This is a genomic window from Hoeflea marina (assembly GCF_003182275.1).
Classification (GTDB): Bacteria; Pseudomonadota; Alphaproteobacteria; order Rhizobiales; family Rhizobiaceae; genus Hoeflea; species Hoeflea marina.
Window position 1 is genome coordinate 200,804 of the sequence record NZ_QGTR01000005.1, and the last position, 16,610, is coordinate 217,413.

General features: G+C 63.4%; 17 protein-coding genes. 2 read left to right on the top strand and 15 right to left on the bottom strand.

Annotated features, from left to right (window positions below):
* Nucleotides 1-148: 148 nt before the first annotated feature.
* The 9 genes from DFR52_RS19190 to DFR52_RS19230 form a co-directional block, all read right to left on the bottom strand.
* On the bottom strand, nt 149-1,294 hold the full coding sequence (locus DFR52_RS19190; protein ID WP_110033633.1) for an iron-containing alcohol dehydrogenase: 1,146 nt from the start codon (nt 1,292-1,294) through the stop codon (nt 149-151).
* Nucleotides 1,291-2,679, bottom strand: a complete 1,389-nt coding sequence (locus DFR52_RS19195; protein WP_110033634.1) for an aldehyde dehydrogenase family protein — start codon at nt 2,677-2,679, stop codon at nt 1,291-1,293. The genes DFR52_RS19190 and DFR52_RS19195 overlap by 4 nt, the downstream gene beginning before the upstream one ends.
* 11 nt (nt 2,680-2,690) lie before the next feature.
* Nucleotides 2,691-3,107 carry a type II toxin-antitoxin system VapC family toxin gene (locus DFR52_RS19200; RefSeq protein WP_110033635.1) on the bottom strand — a complete coding sequence of 139 codons (417 nt, stop codon included), beginning with the start codon at nt 3,105-3,107 and terminating at the stop codon, nt 2,691-2,693.
* Complete coding sequence (locus DFR52_RS19205; protein ID WP_110033636.1) at nt 3,100-3,519, bottom strand: DUF7662 domain-containing protein; 420 nt, start codon at nt 3,517-3,519, stop codon at nt 3,100-3,102. Before DFR52_RS19205 ends, DFR52_RS19200 begins: the two co-directional genes overlap by 8 nt.
* 164 nt (nt 3,520-3,683) lie before the next feature.
* Nucleotides 3,684-5,048 carry a glutamine synthetase family protein gene (locus tag DFR52_RS19210; RefSeq protein ID WP_110033637.1) on the bottom strand — a complete coding sequence of 455 codons (1,365 nt, stop codon included), beginning with the start codon at nt 5,046-5,048 and terminating at the stop codon, nt 3,684-3,686.
* 177 nt (nt 5,049-5,225) lie between these two features.
* A complete protein-coding gene (locus tag DFR52_RS19215) occupies nt 5,226-6,275 on the bottom strand; it encodes a TRAP transporter substrate-binding protein (RefSeq protein WP_110033638.1) in 1,050 nt (349 codons plus the stop codon).
* 42 nt (nt 6,276-6,317) lie between these two features.
* Complete coding sequence (locus DFR52_RS19220; protein WP_110033639.1) at nt 6,318-7,652, bottom strand: TRAP transporter large permease; 1,335 nt, start codon at nt 7,650-7,652, stop codon at nt 6,318-6,320.
* A complete protein-coding gene (locus DFR52_RS19225) occupies nt 7,649-8,179 on the bottom strand; it encodes a TRAP transporter small permease subunit (protein WP_110033640.1) in 531 nt (176 codons plus the stop codon). Before DFR52_RS19225 ends, DFR52_RS19220 begins: the two co-directional genes overlap by 4 nt.
* Nucleotides 8,180-8,183: 4 nt before the next feature.
* A complete protein-coding gene (locus DFR52_RS19230) occupies nt 8,184-8,942 on the bottom strand; it encodes an N-formylglutamate amidohydrolase (RefSeq protein ID WP_110033641.1) in 759 nt (252 codons plus the stop codon).
* 183 nt (nt 8,943-9,125) lie between these two features.
* Here DFR52_RS19230 and DFR52_RS19235 point away from each other — a divergent pair, with 183 nt between their 5' ends.
* Entirely contained in the window at nt 9,126-9,971 is an 846-nt protein-coding gene (locus DFR52_RS19235) for a MurR/RpiR family transcriptional regulator (protein WP_110033642.1), read from the top strand.
* A 208-nt stretch (nt 9,972-10,179) separates the two neighbouring features.
* The gene (locus DFR52_RS19240) at nt 10,180-10,512 is read left to right on the top strand and encodes an ArsR/SmtB family transcription factor (RefSeq protein ID WP_110033643.1); all 333 of its coding nucleotides are present in this window, start codon (nt 10,180-10,182) and stop codon (nt 10,510-10,512) included.
* 71 nt (nt 10,513-10,583) lie between these two features.
* Here the strand turns inward: DFR52_RS19240 and DFR52_RS19245 are convergent, their stop codons facing one another.
* From DFR52_RS19245 to DFR52_RS19270, 6 genes are all read right to left on the bottom strand, one after another.
* The gene (locus DFR52_RS19245; protein ID WP_110033644.1) at nt 10,584-10,943 is read right to left on the bottom strand and encodes a cupin domain-containing protein; all 360 of its coding nucleotides are present in this window, start codon (nt 10,941-10,943) and stop codon (nt 10,584-10,586) included.
* A gap of 154 nt (nt 10,944-11,097) precedes the next feature.
* Nucleotides 11,098-11,961, bottom strand: a complete 864-nt coding sequence (locus tag DFR52_RS19250; RefSeq protein ID WP_110033645.1) for an ABC transporter permease — start codon at nt 11,959-11,961, stop codon at nt 11,098-11,100.
* Nucleotides 11,962-11,965: 4 nt separating this feature from the next.
* A complete protein-coding gene (locus tag DFR52_RS19255) occupies nt 11,966-12,835 on the bottom strand; it encodes an ABC transporter permease (protein ID WP_110033646.1) in 870 nt (289 codons plus the stop codon).
* A gap of 3 nt (nt 12,836-12,838) precedes the next feature.
* Nucleotides 12,839-13,933, bottom strand: a complete 1,095-nt coding sequence (locus tag DFR52_RS19260) for an ABC transporter ATP-binding protein (RefSeq protein ID WP_110033647.1) — start codon at nt 13,931-13,933, stop codon at nt 12,839-12,841.
* A gap of 90 nt (nt 13,934-14,023) precedes the next feature.
* Nucleotides 14,024-15,100: an extracellular solute-binding protein gene (locus tag DFR52_RS19265; protein ID WP_110033648.1), complete on the bottom strand. Its 1,077-nt coding sequence runs from the start codon at nt 15,098-15,100 to the stop codon at nt 14,024-14,026.
* Between the two features lie 207 nt (nt 15,101-15,307).
* The gene (locus DFR52_RS19270; protein WP_110033649.1) at nt 15,308-16,606 is read right to left on the bottom strand and encodes an NAD(P)/FAD-dependent oxidoreductase; all 1,299 of its coding nucleotides are present in this window, start codon (nt 16,604-16,606) and stop codon (nt 15,308-15,310) included.
* Between the last annotated feature and the right edge of the window lie 4 nt (nt 16,607-16,610).

The window sequence follows — 16,610 nt, forward strand, 5'->3', positions numbered from 1 at the left end:
ATAGTTTGCAATCTGAACAACCTTTCACTGCGGGCCGTCTGGGTCAAGTGATACAGCGATCTTCGTCGCGGATCGGGCGCGGCCTGCCCGCCATTCCGCATCGGGGGCACGCCATCCCGCAGAGGGTGCGGGATGGCACGGGGATCGTTCAGATGCAGGCTTCGAAGAGCGCTGTCGTGTTCTGCGTCGTCAGCGCCACGGGATTGCCGCCGGCGCTTGGGTCTTCCAACGCCATTTCCGTCATTTCGGCGATCCGCTCCCTGCCGACGCCGAGCTCGCCCAGCTTGTCGGGAACGCCAAGATCGGCACGCAGCTTGAGCACGAAGTCGTAGAACCCGTCGAAGCCGCCGGCAATTCCCATATACGCGGCCGCACGGGCGATCCGCTCCTCGATCACCGGCCGGTTGAGCAGCAGCACCGGCGGCATCACCACCGCGTTGGTCATTCCGTGATGGGTGTTGTAGACCGCGCCCACCGGATGCGACAGCGCGTGGATGGCGCCGAGCCCCTTCTGGAACGCGACCGCGCCCATGGCCGCGGCGCTCATCATTTCGGCCCGGGCCGCGATGTTGGAGCCGTCTGCGACAACCAGCGGCAGGTTCTCCTTGACCAGCCGCATGCCCTCAAGCGCAATGCCCTGCGACATCGGATGGTAGAACGGCGAGGAATAGGCTTCGAGGCAATGGGCGAAGGCGTCCATGCCCGTGCCCACGGTGATCATCCTGGGCATGCCCACGGTGAGTTCCGGGTCACACAAGGTCACCGTCGGCAGCAACTTGGGATGGAAGATGATCTTCTTGACGTGAGTGACCGAATTGGTGAGTACGCCGGCACGACCGACTTCCGAGCCCGTGCCGGCCGTGGTCGGCACCGCGACGATCGGGGCGATCGCCGACGCGTCGGCCCGGGTCCACCAGTCGCCGATGTCCTCGAAATCCCACACTGGTCGGCTCTGGCCTGCCATGAAGGCGATGAGCTTGCCGAGATCCAACCCGGAGCCGCCGCCGAAGGCCACAACGCCATCATGATTGCCGGCCCTGAAGGCCTTGACCCCGGCGTCGAGATTGTTTTCGTTCGGGTTTGGATCCACATCGGCAAACAGCGCCCGCCCGAGGCCGGCGGCGTCAAGCAGGTCGAGCGCATGCGCGGTTATCGGCAACGCCGCAAGGCCGCGGTCGGTGACCAGCAGCGGGCGTTTCATGCCGGCGGCGTGGCAGGCGTCGGCGAGTTCGGAAATGCGTCCCGCCCCGAAACGGATGGCGGTGGGATAGGACCAGTTGGCGCGCGGGCTCATGCTTGCTTCTTTCTCAGGTGGTAGGACTTGGGACGGGTCAGGTTGTGATAGCCGATCTCGGAGAGCGAGCCGCCGCGGCCGGTGGCCTTGCAGCCGGTCCAGCACAGCGCCGGGTCGAGATAGTCGGCCCGGTTCATCATGATGGTGCCGGTTTCGATCTCGTCGCCGATGCGCATGGCCCGCTCCGGATCGTTGGTCCACAGCGAGGCGGTCAGGCCGAAGGCGCAATCGTTCATCAGTTCGAGCGCCTCGGCGTCGGAGTCCACCGGCATGATTCCGACGACGGGACCGAAGCTCTCGTCGCGCATCACCCGCATCGTGTGGTCCACGTCGACCAGCACCTGCGGCATCAGATAGGCGCCACCATCGTCCTGCGGGAACAGCGACGGATCAATCAGCGGTCTGGCGCCGTCGGCGATGGCTTCGGCGGTCTGGGCACGCACCTCGGCGGCGAAGCGGACATTGGCCATCGGCCCGATGGTGGTTTCGGGATCAAGCGGATTGCCGAGCTTCAGGTTCGAGGCCCAGGCCTTCGCCTTGTCGATGAACTCGGCATAGAGCGGGCGGGCGACATAGATGCGCTCGATGCCGCAGCAGCACTGGCCGGCGTTGTAGAGCGCGCCGTCCATCAGCGTGTCGACGGCCCAGTCGAGATCGGCGTCTTCCATGACATAGCCGGGATCCTTGCCACCGAGCTCGAGTCCGAGGCCTGTGAAGGTACCGGCCGCCGCGCGCTCGATGGCCTGGCCGCCGCCGACCGATCCGGTGAAGTTGATGAAGTCGAAGGATCCCGCCGAGATCAGCTGCTCCGAGCCCTTGTGGTCGAGGAACAGGTTGATGAACACGTCTTCGGGCATGCCGGCCTCGGTGAAGGCGCGGACGATCCGCTCGCCCACCAGCAGGGTCTGGGTCGCGTGCTTGATCACCACCGCATTGCCGGCGATCAGCGCCGGCACGATGGTGTTGATGGCGGTGAGATAGGGATAGTTCCACGGCGCGACGATGAACACCACGCCCTGCGGCACGCGGCGGATGTAGCGGCTGAACTGGGCCGACTCCTCGATCGAGATCGGCGCCAGCGCCCGTTCGGCGATTTCGGCCATGTAGGCGGTGCGGTCGTTGACGCCGCCGAATTCGCCGCCATAGCGCACCGGCCGGCCCATCATGTGGGCGAGCTCGAGCACGACGTCGTCCTTCATGGCGTTGAGCCGGGCAACGCCCTTCTGCACCAGCGCGACGCGCTCGGCGAGCGGCCGCCTGGCCCAGGATTTCTGTGCCGTGCGCACGCGGGCCACGGCGGCGGCGGCACTGTCCACCGTCATCACAGGCCGTTCGGCGTAAACCGAACCGTCGATGGGCGAGATGCATTTGAGTGTCATGGTCATTGGTCTTCCAATCAGCAGGGGAGTGTCTTGACGTGCCCGAGCGCGCCATAAGCCAAAATTGCCCGGTCTCGGGTGACTATGGTCAAGTCCTGTTCCCGGGCGGTTGCGATCAGTATTCGGTCAACGGGATCGTTGTGGATGGGTCGAGGCAAGAACGAAGAGCCAATCAGCACATGCGGCGAGACTTCAGCAAGATTGGCGTTGAACTGCACAACTGCATCCTCAAACCATCGCAGCGGATCGCGCGTCGATGCCAGTCGGTTTTTCGAAGCGAGCATTCCTACTTCCCAAGCAGTCATTGCAGATATCGAAACTGCGTCGTCCGCCGATTGTGCTTGCGCCAACCGCTCAAGGGCCATGTCGTCCATGTCAGCTCCATCCATGAGCCAGATGACAGCACAGGTATCGAGCAGGTATCGATCAATCAACGTCGTATACCTTTCCCCATTCCGGATCGGCGGGTTCTGTCAGATCAAGCGAGGGATCGATCTTGAGCGTTCCCTTCATTGCGCCGAAGTAGGACGGCCGTTTGGCCTGGGCATTGCTCGCCGCCAAGGGGCCGCCGTTACGCGACGGCTTCTGCGCTGCTTTGGACTTGGCTTCAATTCGTCTGAAGGTGAGTTTCTCGCCCACCACATCGACCTGTTCAGATTGGTAACCCGCCGCAAGCCATTCCTTGGTCATCACATTGTTCATCGTATTGTTGCTCCACCAAGCAGGGAACTTCTTGGATGCAGGCAACGGCTCTCCCAACACCGCCTCAATTTCCGCAAACGACATCTGGATTTGGTCCTTGTTCTGCAAGGCAAGAAACCTCCTTAAAGGTTCGTACTTTCCCATTTCCGATCTCCTTAAGCCAGATGAGCGCCCGCCGCAGGAGGAGTTTAATCTTCCCAAAGATTTCAGTAAACTCATGTAGTTTACTAAAGCTGCCGGATGAAGAACTGTCAGCGACCCACCGACGGCCTGCACTGCCAGTCTCTCCCCGGCACACTCGGTCTCGCTTAGGCCCGCTCGAACCCGCGGGCGATCTCCCAGTCGGTGACCGCCTTGTCGAACTCGTCCTGTTCCCATTCGGCGCAGCGCACATAGTGATCGACCACGTCGTCGCCCATGGCCTCCCGCAGCATGGTCGAGCCGCGTAGCGTGTCCGTGGCGGCGCGAAGCGTCGAGGGAATGTGCCTGGCCGCCTCGTTCTGGTAGATGTCGCCGCCGGTCGGCGGCGCCAGCTCGAGCTTGTCCTCGATGCCCTTGATGCCGGCGGCGATCAGCGCCGCCTGGGCCAGATAGGGGTTCATGTCGGAGCCGCCGATGCGGCACTCGACCCGCACGCCCTTGGAGTTTTCGCCGCAGAGCCGGAAGCCGGCGGTGCGGTTGTCCACCGACCAGACGATGCGGGTGGGCGCGAACGTGCCCTTCATGAAGCGCTTGTAGCTGTTGACATAGGGCGCCAGGAAGCAGGTGTAGTCGGCGGCGTATTCGATCAGCCCGGCCATGAACTGCCGCATCAGCTCGGACATGCCGTGGTCGCCGTCGGGATCCTGGAAGGCCGCGGTCTTGCCCTGCCACAGCGACATGTGCACATGCGAGGAGGAGCCGACCTTGTTGGCGTTCCATTTCGGCAGGAAGGTCACCGAGCGGCCGTGGGCCCAGGCGATTTCCTTGACTGCATGCTTGGCGATGGTGTGGTGATCGGCGCAGTCGAGCGCCTCGGCATAACGGATGTTGAGCTCTTCCTGGCCGGTCTCGGCCTCGCCCTTGGAATTCTCGATCGGAATGCCGGCGGCGAACAGGTGATTGCGCACCGGCCGCATGATCGACTCTTCCTTGGTTGTCTGCAGGATGTGGTAGTCCTCGTTGTAGGCGCTGATCGGGGTAAGCTCGCGGTAGCCCGATTTCGCCAGGTCGCGAAAACTCTGCTCGAACAGGAAGAACTCCAGTTCGGTCGCCATCATCGCCTCATAGCCCAGCGCCTTCAGGCGCTCCCTCTGCACCTTGAGGATTTGGCGCGGCGATTGCGGCACCGGCTCATGGGTCTTGTGGTTGAGGAGGTCGCACAGCACCATGCAGGTTCCCTCCAGCCAGGGCACGCGGCGGATGGTCGAGAGATCCGGCTTCATCACATAGTCGCCATAGCCGGCCTGCCAGCTGGTGGTTGCGTAGCCGTCAGGCGTCGCCATTTCGAGGTCGGTCGCCAGCATGTAGTTGCAGCAATGGGTTTCCTCATGGCTGGAGTCGATGAAATTCTGGACATGGAAACGCTTGCCCATCAGCCGCCCCTGCATGTCGACGCAACAGACCAGCACGGTGTCGATGTCGCCGGACTTGGCGGCGGCCTTTACGTCTTCAAAGCTGAGGTTTCCAGACATGTCGATCAGATCCTGATGGTTCGCCCGGCGCTGGCGCCTGTGACCGCACGCGGCTCAAGCAGGGACAGCGCCTGTTCGGATGGTGCAGCGACCGCGCCCCTCAAGGGCAGATGGCGCTGTAGTGGCAAGCCGCCTCCCGACGCAAGCCGGGAGGCGGGCATTGTGGCAGATATGCGATCAGCTTTCGCCGTAGGGGAAGCCCGCGGCGTTGATGACCTTGTTGTAGTCCTTGAAGATCGCGATGACCTTTGCCTTGGTTTCGCTTTCCGCGGCGACTTCATCCCAGAACTTGACGGCCGCGTCCTCGACCTGCTTCCACTCCTTGGCCGGAACCGACCGGAGCTGCAGCTTGTCGCCGGTGGCGCGCAGCTTGGCTTCGCCACCCCAGTACCACTGGTTGCGGAAGGTGTGGCTGGCTTCCATGCACGAAATATAGAGCGCCTTGAGATGCTCGGGCAGCGCGTTCCATTTCTCTTCGTTGGCAAACCACGACCCGATCCAGGCGCCGGAGATGTTGTTGGTCAGGAAGTAGTCGGTCACATTCGCCCAGCCGACGGTGTAGTCCTCGGTGATCCCCGACCAGGACATGCCGTCGAGTTCGCCGGTCTGCACCGCGACCTCGGCGTCTTCGTAGGGAATCGACACCGGAACCACGCCGAACTGGGTGAGGAAGCGGCCGGCCGTCGGGAAGGTGTAGAGCTTGAGGCCGTCGAGATCGGCGACGCTCTTGATCTCCTTCTTCGTGTTGAAGTTGCAGGGATCCTGGCCCGCGGCCGACAGCCAGACCACACCGGTGCCGGCATAGGCGTCGCGCCAGATGTCGCTGAGGCCGTATTGCTGGAACAGCACCGGCACGTCGAGGATCGAGCGGGTGGCGAAGGGGAAGTATCCGCCGAACAGTCCCACTTCCACCGGCGAGGCCATCGAATCATCATCCGAATGCACGGCATCGATGGTTCCGGCCTGCATGGCGCGGAACAGTTCGCCGGTCGGCACGATCTGGTCGGCGAAGAACAGCTCGATGACCATTTCGCCGTTGGCCGCCTTGTTGAAGGCATCGACGAAGGGCTGGGTCACGAACTGGCCGAGGGTTGCACCGGCATAGGTCTGCATGCGCCAGCGGATCGGCTCCTGGGCGATGGCCGGCGGGGCAGCAAGCACGGTTCCGGCGGCTGCGCCGGCGCCGGCGATGCCGGCCTGGGTGAGAAATTGACGCCTCTTGATCATGCTGTTCTCCTTTTGGTTTCGTCTTCTCTGGATCTGCTCATTTCAGCCTTGAAGCTTGCCCTGGAACTGCTGCGGAAGCCACAATGCCAGCTCCGGGAACATCATCACGATCATCAATGTGAGCAGCATGACCGCGACGAAGGGAATGACCGACAGATAGATGTGCCGAATCGTGATTTCCGGTGGCGCCATGGCGCGCATCAGGAAGAGATTGTAGCCGAACGGCGGCGTCATGTAAGCAATCTGGCATGTGATCGTGTAGAGCACACCGTACCAGACCAGGTCGAAGCCGAGCAGCTTGACCAGCGGCACATAGAGCGGGGCCACAATGACGAGCATGGCCGTGTCGTCGAGAAAGGTCCCCATCAAGAGGAAGCTCAACTGCATCAGGATGAGCACGTGCCAGGGCTCAAGGCCCAGCCGGCCGAGGAAGAAGCCCTCGATGGCCCGCACCGCGCCCAGCCCGTCGAACACCGCTCCGAAGCAGAGCGCCGCCAGGATAATCCACATGAACATGCAGGAGATGCCGAGCGTCTTGCGCATGACGTTCTCCATCACTTGCCGCGAAAGCCGGCCCTTGATCAGCGCCGCGCCCATCGAGGCCAGCGCGCCCACGGCCGAGCTTTCCACCAGGCTGGTGTAGCCCAGCAGGAACAGGCCGTTCATCAGGAAAAAGATCATGAACGGCAGGATGCCGGCCCTGAGCAGGCTGATCCGCTCGCTCCAGGTGATGGCGTCGCGTTCCTCCTTGGGCAGCGGCGGCCCCAGATGGGGCTGCAGCTGGCAGCGGATGGCGATGTAGACGATGAACAGGGCGGCCATCAGCAGGCCCGGGAACACGCCCGCCAGCCACAACTGGCTCACCGGCTGCCGCGCGATCATGCCGTAGAGCACCAGCACCACCGATGGCGGGATCAGGATCCCAAGACTGGAGCCGCCCTGGATCACTCCCGTAATCATCACCTTGTCGTAGTTGCGCCTGAGCAGTTCGGGCAGCGCGATCGTGGCCCCGATCGCCATCCCGGCCACCGACAGCCCGTTCATGGCCGAAATCACCACCATCAGGAAGATGGTCCCGATGGCCAGGCCACCGGGAACCGGGCCGAACCAGACGTGGAACATGCGGTAGAGATCGTCGGCGATGCGGCTTTCCGACAGCATGTAGCCCATGAAGATGAACATCGGCAGCGTCAGCAGCGGATACCATTTCATCAGCTTGATCGACTGCGCGAAGGCGATTTCGACACCGCCCGTTCCCCACAGCGGCAGCGCGGCGAGCACCGCGACCGCGCCGATGACGCCGAAGACCCTCTGTCCGGTGAGGAGCAGCGCCATCATTGAGGCGAACATGAAGATGGCGATCAGTTCGTAGCTCAAAGGCCCGCCTCGCTCTGGTGATTGACGCTGACGCCACGAAGGAAAAGGATGTCGCGGAGCAATTCCGCCACGGCCTGCAAGAGCATCAGAAAAATGCCGAAGGCAGCCACCAGTTTGACCGGCCACATATAGGGTCGCCACACCGAATGGGCGCGTTCGCCGTATTCGATGGCATAGGTGGTGCTCGATATGCCGCCATAGAGCAGGACACAGAGATAGAAGATAAGGAACAGCACCGTGACCGCATCGATCGCCGCCTTGCGCCGCGGCGACCAGTTCGCATAGACCAGATCCATCCGCACGTGATCTCCGAGCTGCATCGAGTAGGCGCCGCCGAGCAGGTAGTAGGCCACCATGATGAACTGGGCTAATTCCAGCGTCCACAGTGCCGGGGAACCGGCATATTTTGAGATCGAAGACCAGAACAGCACGCCCATCAGAGCGAAGATCAGGTACATGGCGAACCGTCCGACCCGATAGTTGACCCGGTCGACGGCCCGCACATAGGCGACGAGGAAAGCCAGCATGGCGTCAGGATCCTCTCTCGGCGTGGCTGGCGACATCGGCCAGGGCTGAAAGTGCTGCGGCGATGTGCCGGGCCAGATAGCCTGCCATGGCCGCCTGGTCGGCTTCGGTCGAAACCAGATCGTTGCGGATCTCGATCATCACGTTCAGGAGTCCGGCAGGCAGGGCGTGCTCCAGCAATGTGTGGGTGACGCCGTCGGCCGGACCATAGGGCTGATTGCGTTCGATGCGAAAGCCGCCCGCATCGCCGGCCATGCTGTCGAGCATGGCATCGGCGAATCGCCGGTCGCTGTCGTGCAGGATGCCGATCTCGACCTCGCGCGGCTTGCCGAAGTAGACCGGGGTGAACGTGTGGATCGTCACCAGCACCGGTGGCCCGTCGGCCGCCGCTCGGCGGCCAAGGACTTCGGCAAGGGCGGACCGAAAGGGGTGATAGATCGCATCCGCGCGTTCGGCCCTCTCGTCCGCGCCCAGCCGCAGATTGCCCGGAATGTCATAGATCTCGCTCTTTGCCGGCACGGAGAACGGAGAGTCGGGCGGCCGGTTGCAGTCATAGGCTAGCCGCGAGAAGGCCTGAGCCACCAGCGTCGCGTCGAGCTGGTCCGACAGCAGGTCGGCGACGGCGAGCGCGCCCGGATCCCACGCAATGTGGCTCGACAGCGCCTCTGCATCGAGGCCCAGATCGCCCAGCGCCTTCGGCATCCGCGGTGACGCGTGCTCGCAGACCAGCACCACGGCGGCCGACGCATCGGGCCGCCGGATCATCACCGGCGATCCTTCCGAAGGATCTATCAGCCCCCTGCCTGCCACGCCTGCCTCCGCATTGCACCGTTTGCCGTCCCCGAAGCGGGGTCTTCGCCTGTATGTAACATTGATTAGGATTGCCGTGTCGTTGTCAATGCTGTAATTTCTATTACACAAATGGTGACGGCGGGGGAAGGAGAAGGCATGGCGATACGCGAACAGGTGCACGCAGCGCTCGGCAGCCTGCCGGGTGCGGAGAAGAAGGTGGCGCACGCCTTTTTGGCCAATTATCCCAGCATCGGCCTGTCGACCATTGCCGCACTGGCGGGGCTGGCGGGCACCAGTTCGCCCACCGTGCTTCGCTTCGTCGCCCGGCTCGGCTACCTGTCCTATCCGGATTTTCAGCGCGAATTGCGTGCCGACGTCCAGACCCAGCTGATGTCGCCGCTCGAACGCGGCCGCCAGACCGAATCCGCGCGCACCGACAATCCGGCGCTCAAGGCGAGCTTCGCCAGCGTCGCCGAGAATCTCGACGCTACGCTCAAGGCGATCTCGGAAAGCGAGTATGACGCCGCCTGCGAGATGCTCGGCGACACCCGCGCCGGGTGCTTTCTGCTTGGTGGTCGCTTCACCGATGCCATCGCCGGCTACATGGCCGCTCATCTGCGGATCATCCGCCCCAACGTCCATCATTTCAGCGACCAGACTTCGACCTGGCAGGACCAGCTTCTCGACATCCGCCCCGGCGATGTCGTGGTGATCTTCGACATCCGTCGCTACCAGTCCGACCTGATCCGGCTGGGCGAGTTGCTGGTCGAGCGCAAGGCCCGTATCCTGCTGATCACCGATCCCTGGCTCTCGCCGATCGCGCGTTCCGCCCGCGTTGTGCTGCCCTGCGTCGTCGATGCCGGCCGCACATGGGATTCGAGCGTCACCCTGCTGGCGCTCGCCGAAGCGCTGATCGACCGGGTCTCAAGCGACCAGTGGCAGAGCGCCCGTGCCCGCATGCAGACGCTTGAGGACATTCACTGGAACCAGACCCGGCGCTGAATTTTCCCACCGCCGGAACCTTGTCGGATTTGGCGCATTGAGCTTGCAACGGACGCACATGAACCCTCCCCCGGTTCCCTGCGGTCCGACATACAGAGTGGCCGACGGCCTCCTGTATCCCGAAGGCCGGTGTTTTCCCCTGGACGCCGGCTTTCGGCGTTTCTGGCCACGGCTTGCGTCGTCGCCGGCTTTGAAATATCCATCCAACATGGATTCAAGCACCGCTCTCGATGCCTTTTCGGCCCTTGGCCAGGACACCCGGCTTGAGGTTTTCCGGCTGCTGGTCAAGGCCGGCCCGGAGGGCCTGCCTTCCGGCGAGATCGGCGAGGCGCTCGGCGTGCGCCAGAACACCATGTCCACCAATCTCGGAATCCTGCTCAAGGCAGGCCTCGTCCGCAAGCAGCGCGACGGCCGCAGTGTGCGCTACCTGGCTGATCTCGACGGCATTCGCGGCCTGCTGGCATTTCTCCTGGAGGATTGCTGCGGCGGCAAGCCGGAGCTCTGCCAGCCGCTGATCGATCGCATTTCCTGCGGACGATGACGCCCGGCACTTGTGGACCTCGTCGTCATCCGTGCCCGGCCGGTGGCGCCAGCGCGGTGCGCGAAGAGACGTCAGGCCTGGCGGGTCAGCACATAGGTCTTGCGCACGGTCTCGTGGATCGTCCATTCGCCCTTCCAGCCGAGCGGCAGCACCAGCACGTCACCCGCCCTGAGGTGCCGCGCATCACCACCCTGCTTGCCCTCGACCGTCGCGGATCCGCTCAGGATGTGACAGATCTCCAAGGATTGCGTCCGGTCGGCGCCGAAGCGTCCCGGCGTACATTCCCAGACACCGATGCGCGTCATGCCGCCGGCAGAAGCCCACAGTTCGACCGCCGCCTCCCTCTGGCCATCGCTGAAGCTGGTGGGTTTGGGCTTGAACTCGCCCAGGTCCATGGCGGCGAGATCGCCAAAGCTATTGAGATCGATCATGTCAGTCCTTTTGGGTTGATCACGCGGACGCTAGCACGCCGGCACGCCGGGCGCATTTCCAGATGACGTGCCTTTCACTTCGTCACGGGACATTGCGGCAAGTCGGGAACCTGGAGCGCCTTTGCGAATCGGTGAAGCGCAGAAGCGTCCCATGTCAGTCGGAGGGCCGATCGCGCTGCACCACCACGCTGAGCAGCGCCAGCAGTCCGGAGCCCACCATGAGGAAGAAGGAGACGGCGTTGAGCACCGGGGTCGAGCCGACCTTGACCATGCGGTCATACATGGTGATCGTCAGCGGCGCATCCGAGCCGACCAGCATCAGGGTTGTGTTGAAATTCTCGAACGACACCAGGAAGGCCACGACGAAGGCCGAGAACAGCGCCGGCATCAGGTAGGGCATGGTGACCGTCGCCAGAACCTTCAGCCGTGAAGCGCCGAGATTGAGCGCCGCCTCCTCGAGCGACACGTCGAATTTCTTCAGCCGTGCCTGGATCACCAGCGACGTGATGGTGGTCAGGAAGGAGAACTGGCCGAGCACCACCAGGAACGTGCCCGGCCGCAATGCGCTCAGATCCAGTCCGAAGGCGCGGTCGGCATTGTTGGCGACCATCGATGCGAAGACCAGGATGGAGATGCCGAGAATGACGCCCGGGATGACCAGTGGGATGATCATCAGGATGTAGAGCGCGTTCTTGAACGGAAACTGCCGGCGCTCGAACAGGAAGGCGTTGCAGGTGCCTGCCGCCACCGACAGCGCAGAGACGATGACCCCGATGTACAGCGAGTTCGTCAGGCCGCGCAGCAGGCGGCGGTCGTGGAACATGCCGATCACCGGATCAGTGTCGCCGAAGAACCATCCCAGCGTGAAGCCGCGCCAGGGCAGCGAGGGAACGGTGGAATCGTTGAAGGCGAACATGCCCGCTGCCACCAGCGGGGCGGCCAGATAGGCGAAAAAGCAGACGACATAGAGAACATAGACGGTTCTCAGAAGCGCGGATTGGGGTGCGGCAACGTTCATCGCATCAATCCTTCGCCACGGTCGAGGCCAGATTCTGCCCCGTCAGCTTCAGTCCGAGCCAGATCACCATCGAGGTGAAGCCGAGCAGCAGCACACCGAAGGTGGCGCCCGCCTCCCAGTTGTAGCGGGTGATGAACTGGTCGTAGATCTGCTCGGTGAACCACATCGAGTTCTTGCCGCCGAGCAGGATCGGCGTCAGGTAGCTGCCCGCCGTCAGCATGAAGACGATGATGCAGCCGGAGACGATGCCGGGCATGGCGTAGGGCACGATGATCCGGCGGAACACGGTGAGCCTGCTGCCGCCGAGATTGTAGCCGGCTTCCAGCATCGAGTTGTCCATGCCGTCGAGCGTCGAGACCAGCGGCACGATCATGAACAGCACGACCGTATAGACCAGCCCGATGACCACGGTGACGTCGTTGTAGAGCATCTCCACCGGCCCGTTGACCAGCCCGACATATTGCAGCGCTCCGGAAATGAGGCCGGTCTCGCGCAACAGCACGATCCAGCCGAAGGCGCGCACCAGGTCGCTGACCCACAGCGGGATCAGGCAGAGCAGGAACAGGCCGGCGCGCGACCGGCGCTGGGCGATCTTGGCGATGTAGAAGGCGATCGGAAAGCCGACCAGCAGCGACATCACCGTAACCAGGATCGACATCCAGGCGGTGCGCAGCAGCGTGTTCCAGTAGATCGGCTCCTGGATGAAGGCGATGTAGTTGCCGAACCCGAACTCGTATTGCCGCGGCCCGATCTTCTCGCGCAGCGACACGAAGGTGATGCCGAGCTGCGGCAGCAGGATCAGCAGCACGATCCAGAGCACGAAGGGCGTCATCAAAAGGATAAGCGAGAGCTTGCCGGTGTCGCTGCGAAGCATCGCTCAGCCCCCCACGCGAAAGCACAGGCCGGCGCCGTGCGCCCAGCCGACCGTCACGGCGTCGCCGGGATTGACCCTGACCTGGCCTGCGTCCATCCGGTGCACGACCTCGATGAGCAATCCCGCCTGCGTCCGCACCAGCACGCGGCTGGCCGCGCCGTTGAACAGCAGGCTGTCGACGACGCCGTCGAGCGTGTTCATGGCCGCCATAGCGGTCGCCGCGCCCTTCGCCAGCAGTTGCATCGCTTCGGGCCGGACGAAGACCTCCACCTCGCCGCCGGTCTGCGGCCGCGCGCCGCCGATCGACGCCACCATCTCAAGCCCGTTGCCGACGGTGACCTTCGCCAGGTCCCCGGCGATCGAGGACACGGTGCCGGACCAGCGGTTGGAATCCCCGACAAAGCCGGCGACGAAGGCGGTCTTCGGCGCGTGATAGAGCGTCTCCGGCGCACCGATCTGCTCGAACCGGCCGCCATTCATCACCGCGACATTGTCGGACATGACAAGCGCTTCGGACTGATCGTGGGTGATGTAGAGGAATGTGGTGTCGAACTGGCTCTGCAACTGCTTGAGCTCGATCTTCATGTGCTCGCGCAGCTTGAGATCTAGCGCGCCCAGCGGCTCGTCGAGCAGCAGCACGTCGGGATTGAGCACCATGCAGCGGGCGATGGCGATGCGCTGCTTCTGCCCGCCCGACAGTTGCGAAATCTGCTTCTCCTGCACGCCGGGCATCGAGATGCGCTCCAGCACGGAAGCGACCTTCGCGGTGATGTCGGCCTTGTTCTCGCCGCGGCAGCGCAGGCCATAGGCAATGTTCTCGCCGACATTCATCATGGGAAACAGCGCCAGGTGCTGGAACACCATCTTGACGTTGCGCTTGTTGGGCGGCGTGGTGACGACGGATTTGCCCTTCAGCCGGATGTCGCCGCTGTTGGGATTCTCGAATCCCGCGATCATCCGCATCAGGGTCGTCTTGCCGCAGCCGGAGGGGCCGAGGATCGAGAAGAACGAGCCGCTGGGGATTTCCAGCGACACGCCGTCGACCGCCGTGAACGGGCCGAAGCGCTTGACGAGATTTTCGCATTCGAGGTCAAACATTGGCTTCGCCCTGTCTCTGGATTGGGAGGCCGCAGATTGGCCGGTTTGCCGGGAGGGGGTCATTCCCTCCCGGCGGGACTGGTGCCGGTGCTACTCGGTGGCAGCCTTGATCTTCTCGAGTGTCTTGCCTTCCATGTCTTCCACGCCGGGAGGAATGTTGGCAAAGAACTTGAGGTTGTCGATGTCCTTGTCGGTGAACGCCGCGGTGACGGCCGCGCGCTTGTCTTCGGGCAGCAGATCCTTGGCGCCCTTGACCGACGCCTGGGATCCGGTCGAGGCCGACATCAGCTTGACGATCTCGGGCTGCAGCACGAAGTTGATCCACTTGTAGGCAGCATCGTCGGCCTCTCCCTTGGCCGGAATGGTGAAGGTGTCGATCCAGGCCAGTGCGCCGGTTGTCGGCGGGATGAAGTGGATGTTGGGGTTCTGCGCATACAGCTTGTAGGCAGTCGAATCCCAGGTTTCGGAAGCCACCACTTCGCCCGACAGCATCAGGTTGGACAGGTCGTCGCCGCCGGTCCAGTAGGTCTTGAGGTTGTCCTTGCAGGCAATGAGCTTTTCGGCGACCTTGTCGAGAATCGTCTGGTACTTGTCGAGGTCGCTGTAGGCGGCGAACGGATCCTCGCCCATGGCGAAGGCGGTGCCGAGCAGGATGGTGCGCTTGAGGCGCATCGAGGTCTTGCCCTTGTACTGCGGATCGCAGAGGTCCGACCAGCTCTTCAGGTCCGGCACCTTGGAGACGTCGGCCATCAGGCCGGACGTGCCCCACTGATGCGGCACGGCGTAGACTTGGCCGTCGATCGTCGTGTTCGCCTTCACCCCCTCGAGCAGCTTGGGCTCCATCACCGAAGTGTCGATCTTGGTGAGATCCAGCGGCTTGTAGATGCCGTATTCCTGCTGCACCGCGTAGATGCGGTCGTGGCTCGGCTGCGCCAGGTCGAATCCGGCGCCGCCGGTGGCGCGCAGCTTGGCGACCATTTCCTCGTTGTTGGAAAATGTCACCTCGACCTGGATGTCTGGGTATTTCTCTTCGAACAGCTTGATGATCTCGTCCGGCGCATAGCTGCCCCATGTCAGCAGGCGCAAGGTTTCGGCACTCGACGCGCCAGTGGAGACGGCGATGATCACGGCCGCCGTGGCCAACAATTTGCTTCCCAGGAATTTCATGTCGCTCTCCTCTTGTGGCGCTGATGCGCCGTTCCGTTGTTGCTGCCCGGTCTCCGGTCTTCAGGCCGGAGTTTCGTGCGACAGTCTTCTGATGCCTTTGGACGCACGCTTCATGCGGATCGGCAGGCTTGCATCAAAAGGTCGTATTGGCTCTGTTGAAAGGTCCATTCTCTATTATGAACAAGACCAATTTGACTGCCGTCCCGCTCACAGATTGATACGGTCGCGAATTCGGTACCAGTTGATCGCCGGCGCCAGAAACCATGGGTTTCCCGTGTAGTAGCGGCGCGCCGGAAAACCGGTGGCGCCATATCCGGTCTCCCCCTCCGGCAGGCCGAGCACCCGCTGGCCCGTGCGCATGCCGAGATAGCTCGCCATGCCGACGCCGGACCCGCAGTAGCCCATGGCATAATGGACCCCGTCCTGCTGCCCGGTATGGGCCAGCTCATCGAAGGTGTAGCCGACGAAACCCATCCAGGAGTGCGACACCCTGGTTTGGTGCAGTTGCGGGAACAGCCGCACCAGTTCGCGGCGCAGCAGCCTGCCGCTCCGGCGCGGGTCGGTCTCGGACATGCTCACCCGTCCGCCGAACAGGATCCGCCGCCGGTCGGGGGAAGCTCGGAAGTAATAGAGCACGCGGCGCGTGTCGGAAATCACCCGGTTGCGCGGGATAAGCTCGTCCATCAGCGCTTCCGGAATCTCTTCCGTGGCGATCACGTAGCTGCCGATCGGGATGATCCGGCGCTGGTGCCAACGCGACAGCGGGCCGCTGTAGGCATTGGTGGCGATGACGACGTTCCGAGTCCGGATCCGGCCGCTGGCGGTCGCCACATCGAAGCCGGTTCCGTCCCGCACAATCGCGTTGACCTTGCAGAACGGCACGATCGTCGCGCCCGCCGCACGCACCCGCTCCATGAGGCCTGCGTGATAGCGGCCGGGATCGAGCGATGCGTGATTGGGAAACACCACCCCGCCACAATAGGCGTCGGTGCCCAGTTCCGTGCGCTGCTCCGCACGCGAGATCACATGTGCCGGAACTTCGAACCCGGCGGGCTGGTTGCGCGTCGACTGCGTGAGCTTGCGCAGCGCAGCCTCATTGTGGGCGACATGGAAACGGCCGACGACGCCGAAGTCGCAGTCGATGGATTCCGACTCGACGAAGTCCTCGATCCAGCGCAGCGAGTCCCTGCCATCCTGCATCACCCGGCGCGCCACATCATCGCCATGACGGCGCGCCAGCGTCTCGAAACCCGGCTTGACGCTGGTGCTGATCTGTCCGCCATTGCGCGTCGAGCAGCCCCAACCGGCCGCCTCCGCGTCGCAGACCACCACATTGCGGCCGCCGCGGGCCATCTGCAGCGCCGCGTTCAGACCAGTATAACCCGATCCGACCACCACCACGTCGGCCGTCGCCGGCAGAACAGTCCTGGCCGTCGCCTCGCGCGGCGAGGTCTCCCACCAATAGGGCGTCATTTTCACATCGGCGGTGAAATCCTCGTCTTGCATGCGG

Excerpts from the sequence above, each read along its gene's own strand:
- DFR52_RS19190 (WP_110033633.1), bottom strand. The coding sequence starts at position 1,294 with ATGAGCCCGCGCGCCAACTGGTCCTATCCCACCGCCATCCGTTTCGGG.
- DFR52_RS19195 (WP_110033634.1), bottom strand. The coding sequence starts at position 2,679 with ATGACCATGACACTCAAATGCATCTCGCCCATCGACGGTTCGGTTTAC.
- DFR52_RS19205 (WP_110033636.1), bottom strand. The coding sequence starts at position 3,519 with ATGGGAAAGTACGAACCTTTAAGGAGGTTTCTTGCCTTGCAGAACAAG.
- DFR52_RS19210 (WP_110033637.1), bottom strand. The coding sequence starts at position 5,048 with ATGTCTGGAAACCTCAGCTTTGAAGACGTAAAGGCCGCCGCCAAGTCC.
- DFR52_RS19215 (WP_110033638.1), bottom strand. The coding sequence starts at position 6,275 with ATGATCAAGAGGCGTCAATTTCTCACCCAGGCCGGCATCGCCGGCGCC.
- DFR52_RS19225 (WP_110033640.1), bottom strand. The coding sequence starts at position 8,179 with ATGCTGGCTTTCCTCGTCGCCTATGTGCGGGCCGTCGACCGGGTCAAC.
- DFR52_RS19230 (WP_110033641.1), bottom strand. The coding sequence starts at position 8,942 with ATGATCCGGCGGCCCGATGCGTCGGCCGCCGTGGTGCTGGTCTGCGAG.
- DFR52_RS19235 (WP_110033642.1), top strand. The coding sequence starts at position 9,126 with ATGGCGATACGCGAACAGGTGCACGCAGCGCTCGGCAGCCTGCCGGGT.
- DFR52_RS19240 (WP_110033643.1), top strand. The coding sequence starts at position 10,180 with ATGGATTCAAGCACCGCTCTCGATGCCTTTTCGGCCCTTGGCCAGGAC.
- DFR52_RS19245 (WP_110033644.1), bottom strand. The coding sequence starts at position 10,943 with ATGATCGATCTCAATAGCTTTGGCGATCTCGCCGCCATGGACCTGGGC.
- DFR52_RS19250 (WP_110033645.1), bottom strand. The coding sequence starts at position 11,961 with ATGAACGTTGCCGCACCCCAATCCGCGCTTCTGAGAACCGTCTATGTT.
- DFR52_RS19255 (WP_110033646.1), bottom strand. The coding sequence starts at position 12,835 with ATGCTTCGCAGCGACACCGGCAAGCTCTCGCTTATCCTTTTGATGACG.
- DFR52_RS19260 (WP_110033647.1), bottom strand. The coding sequence starts at position 13,933 with ATGTTTGACCTCGAATGCGAAAATCTCGTCAAGCGCTTCGGCCCGTTC.
- DFR52_RS19265 (WP_110033648.1), bottom strand. The coding sequence starts at position 15,100 with ATGAAATTCCTGGGAAGCAAATTGTTGGCCACGGCGGCCGTGATCATC.
- DFR52_RS19270 (WP_110033649.1), bottom strand. The coding sequence starts at position 16,606 with ATGCAAGACGAGGATTTCACCGCCGATGTGAAAATGACGCCCTATTGG.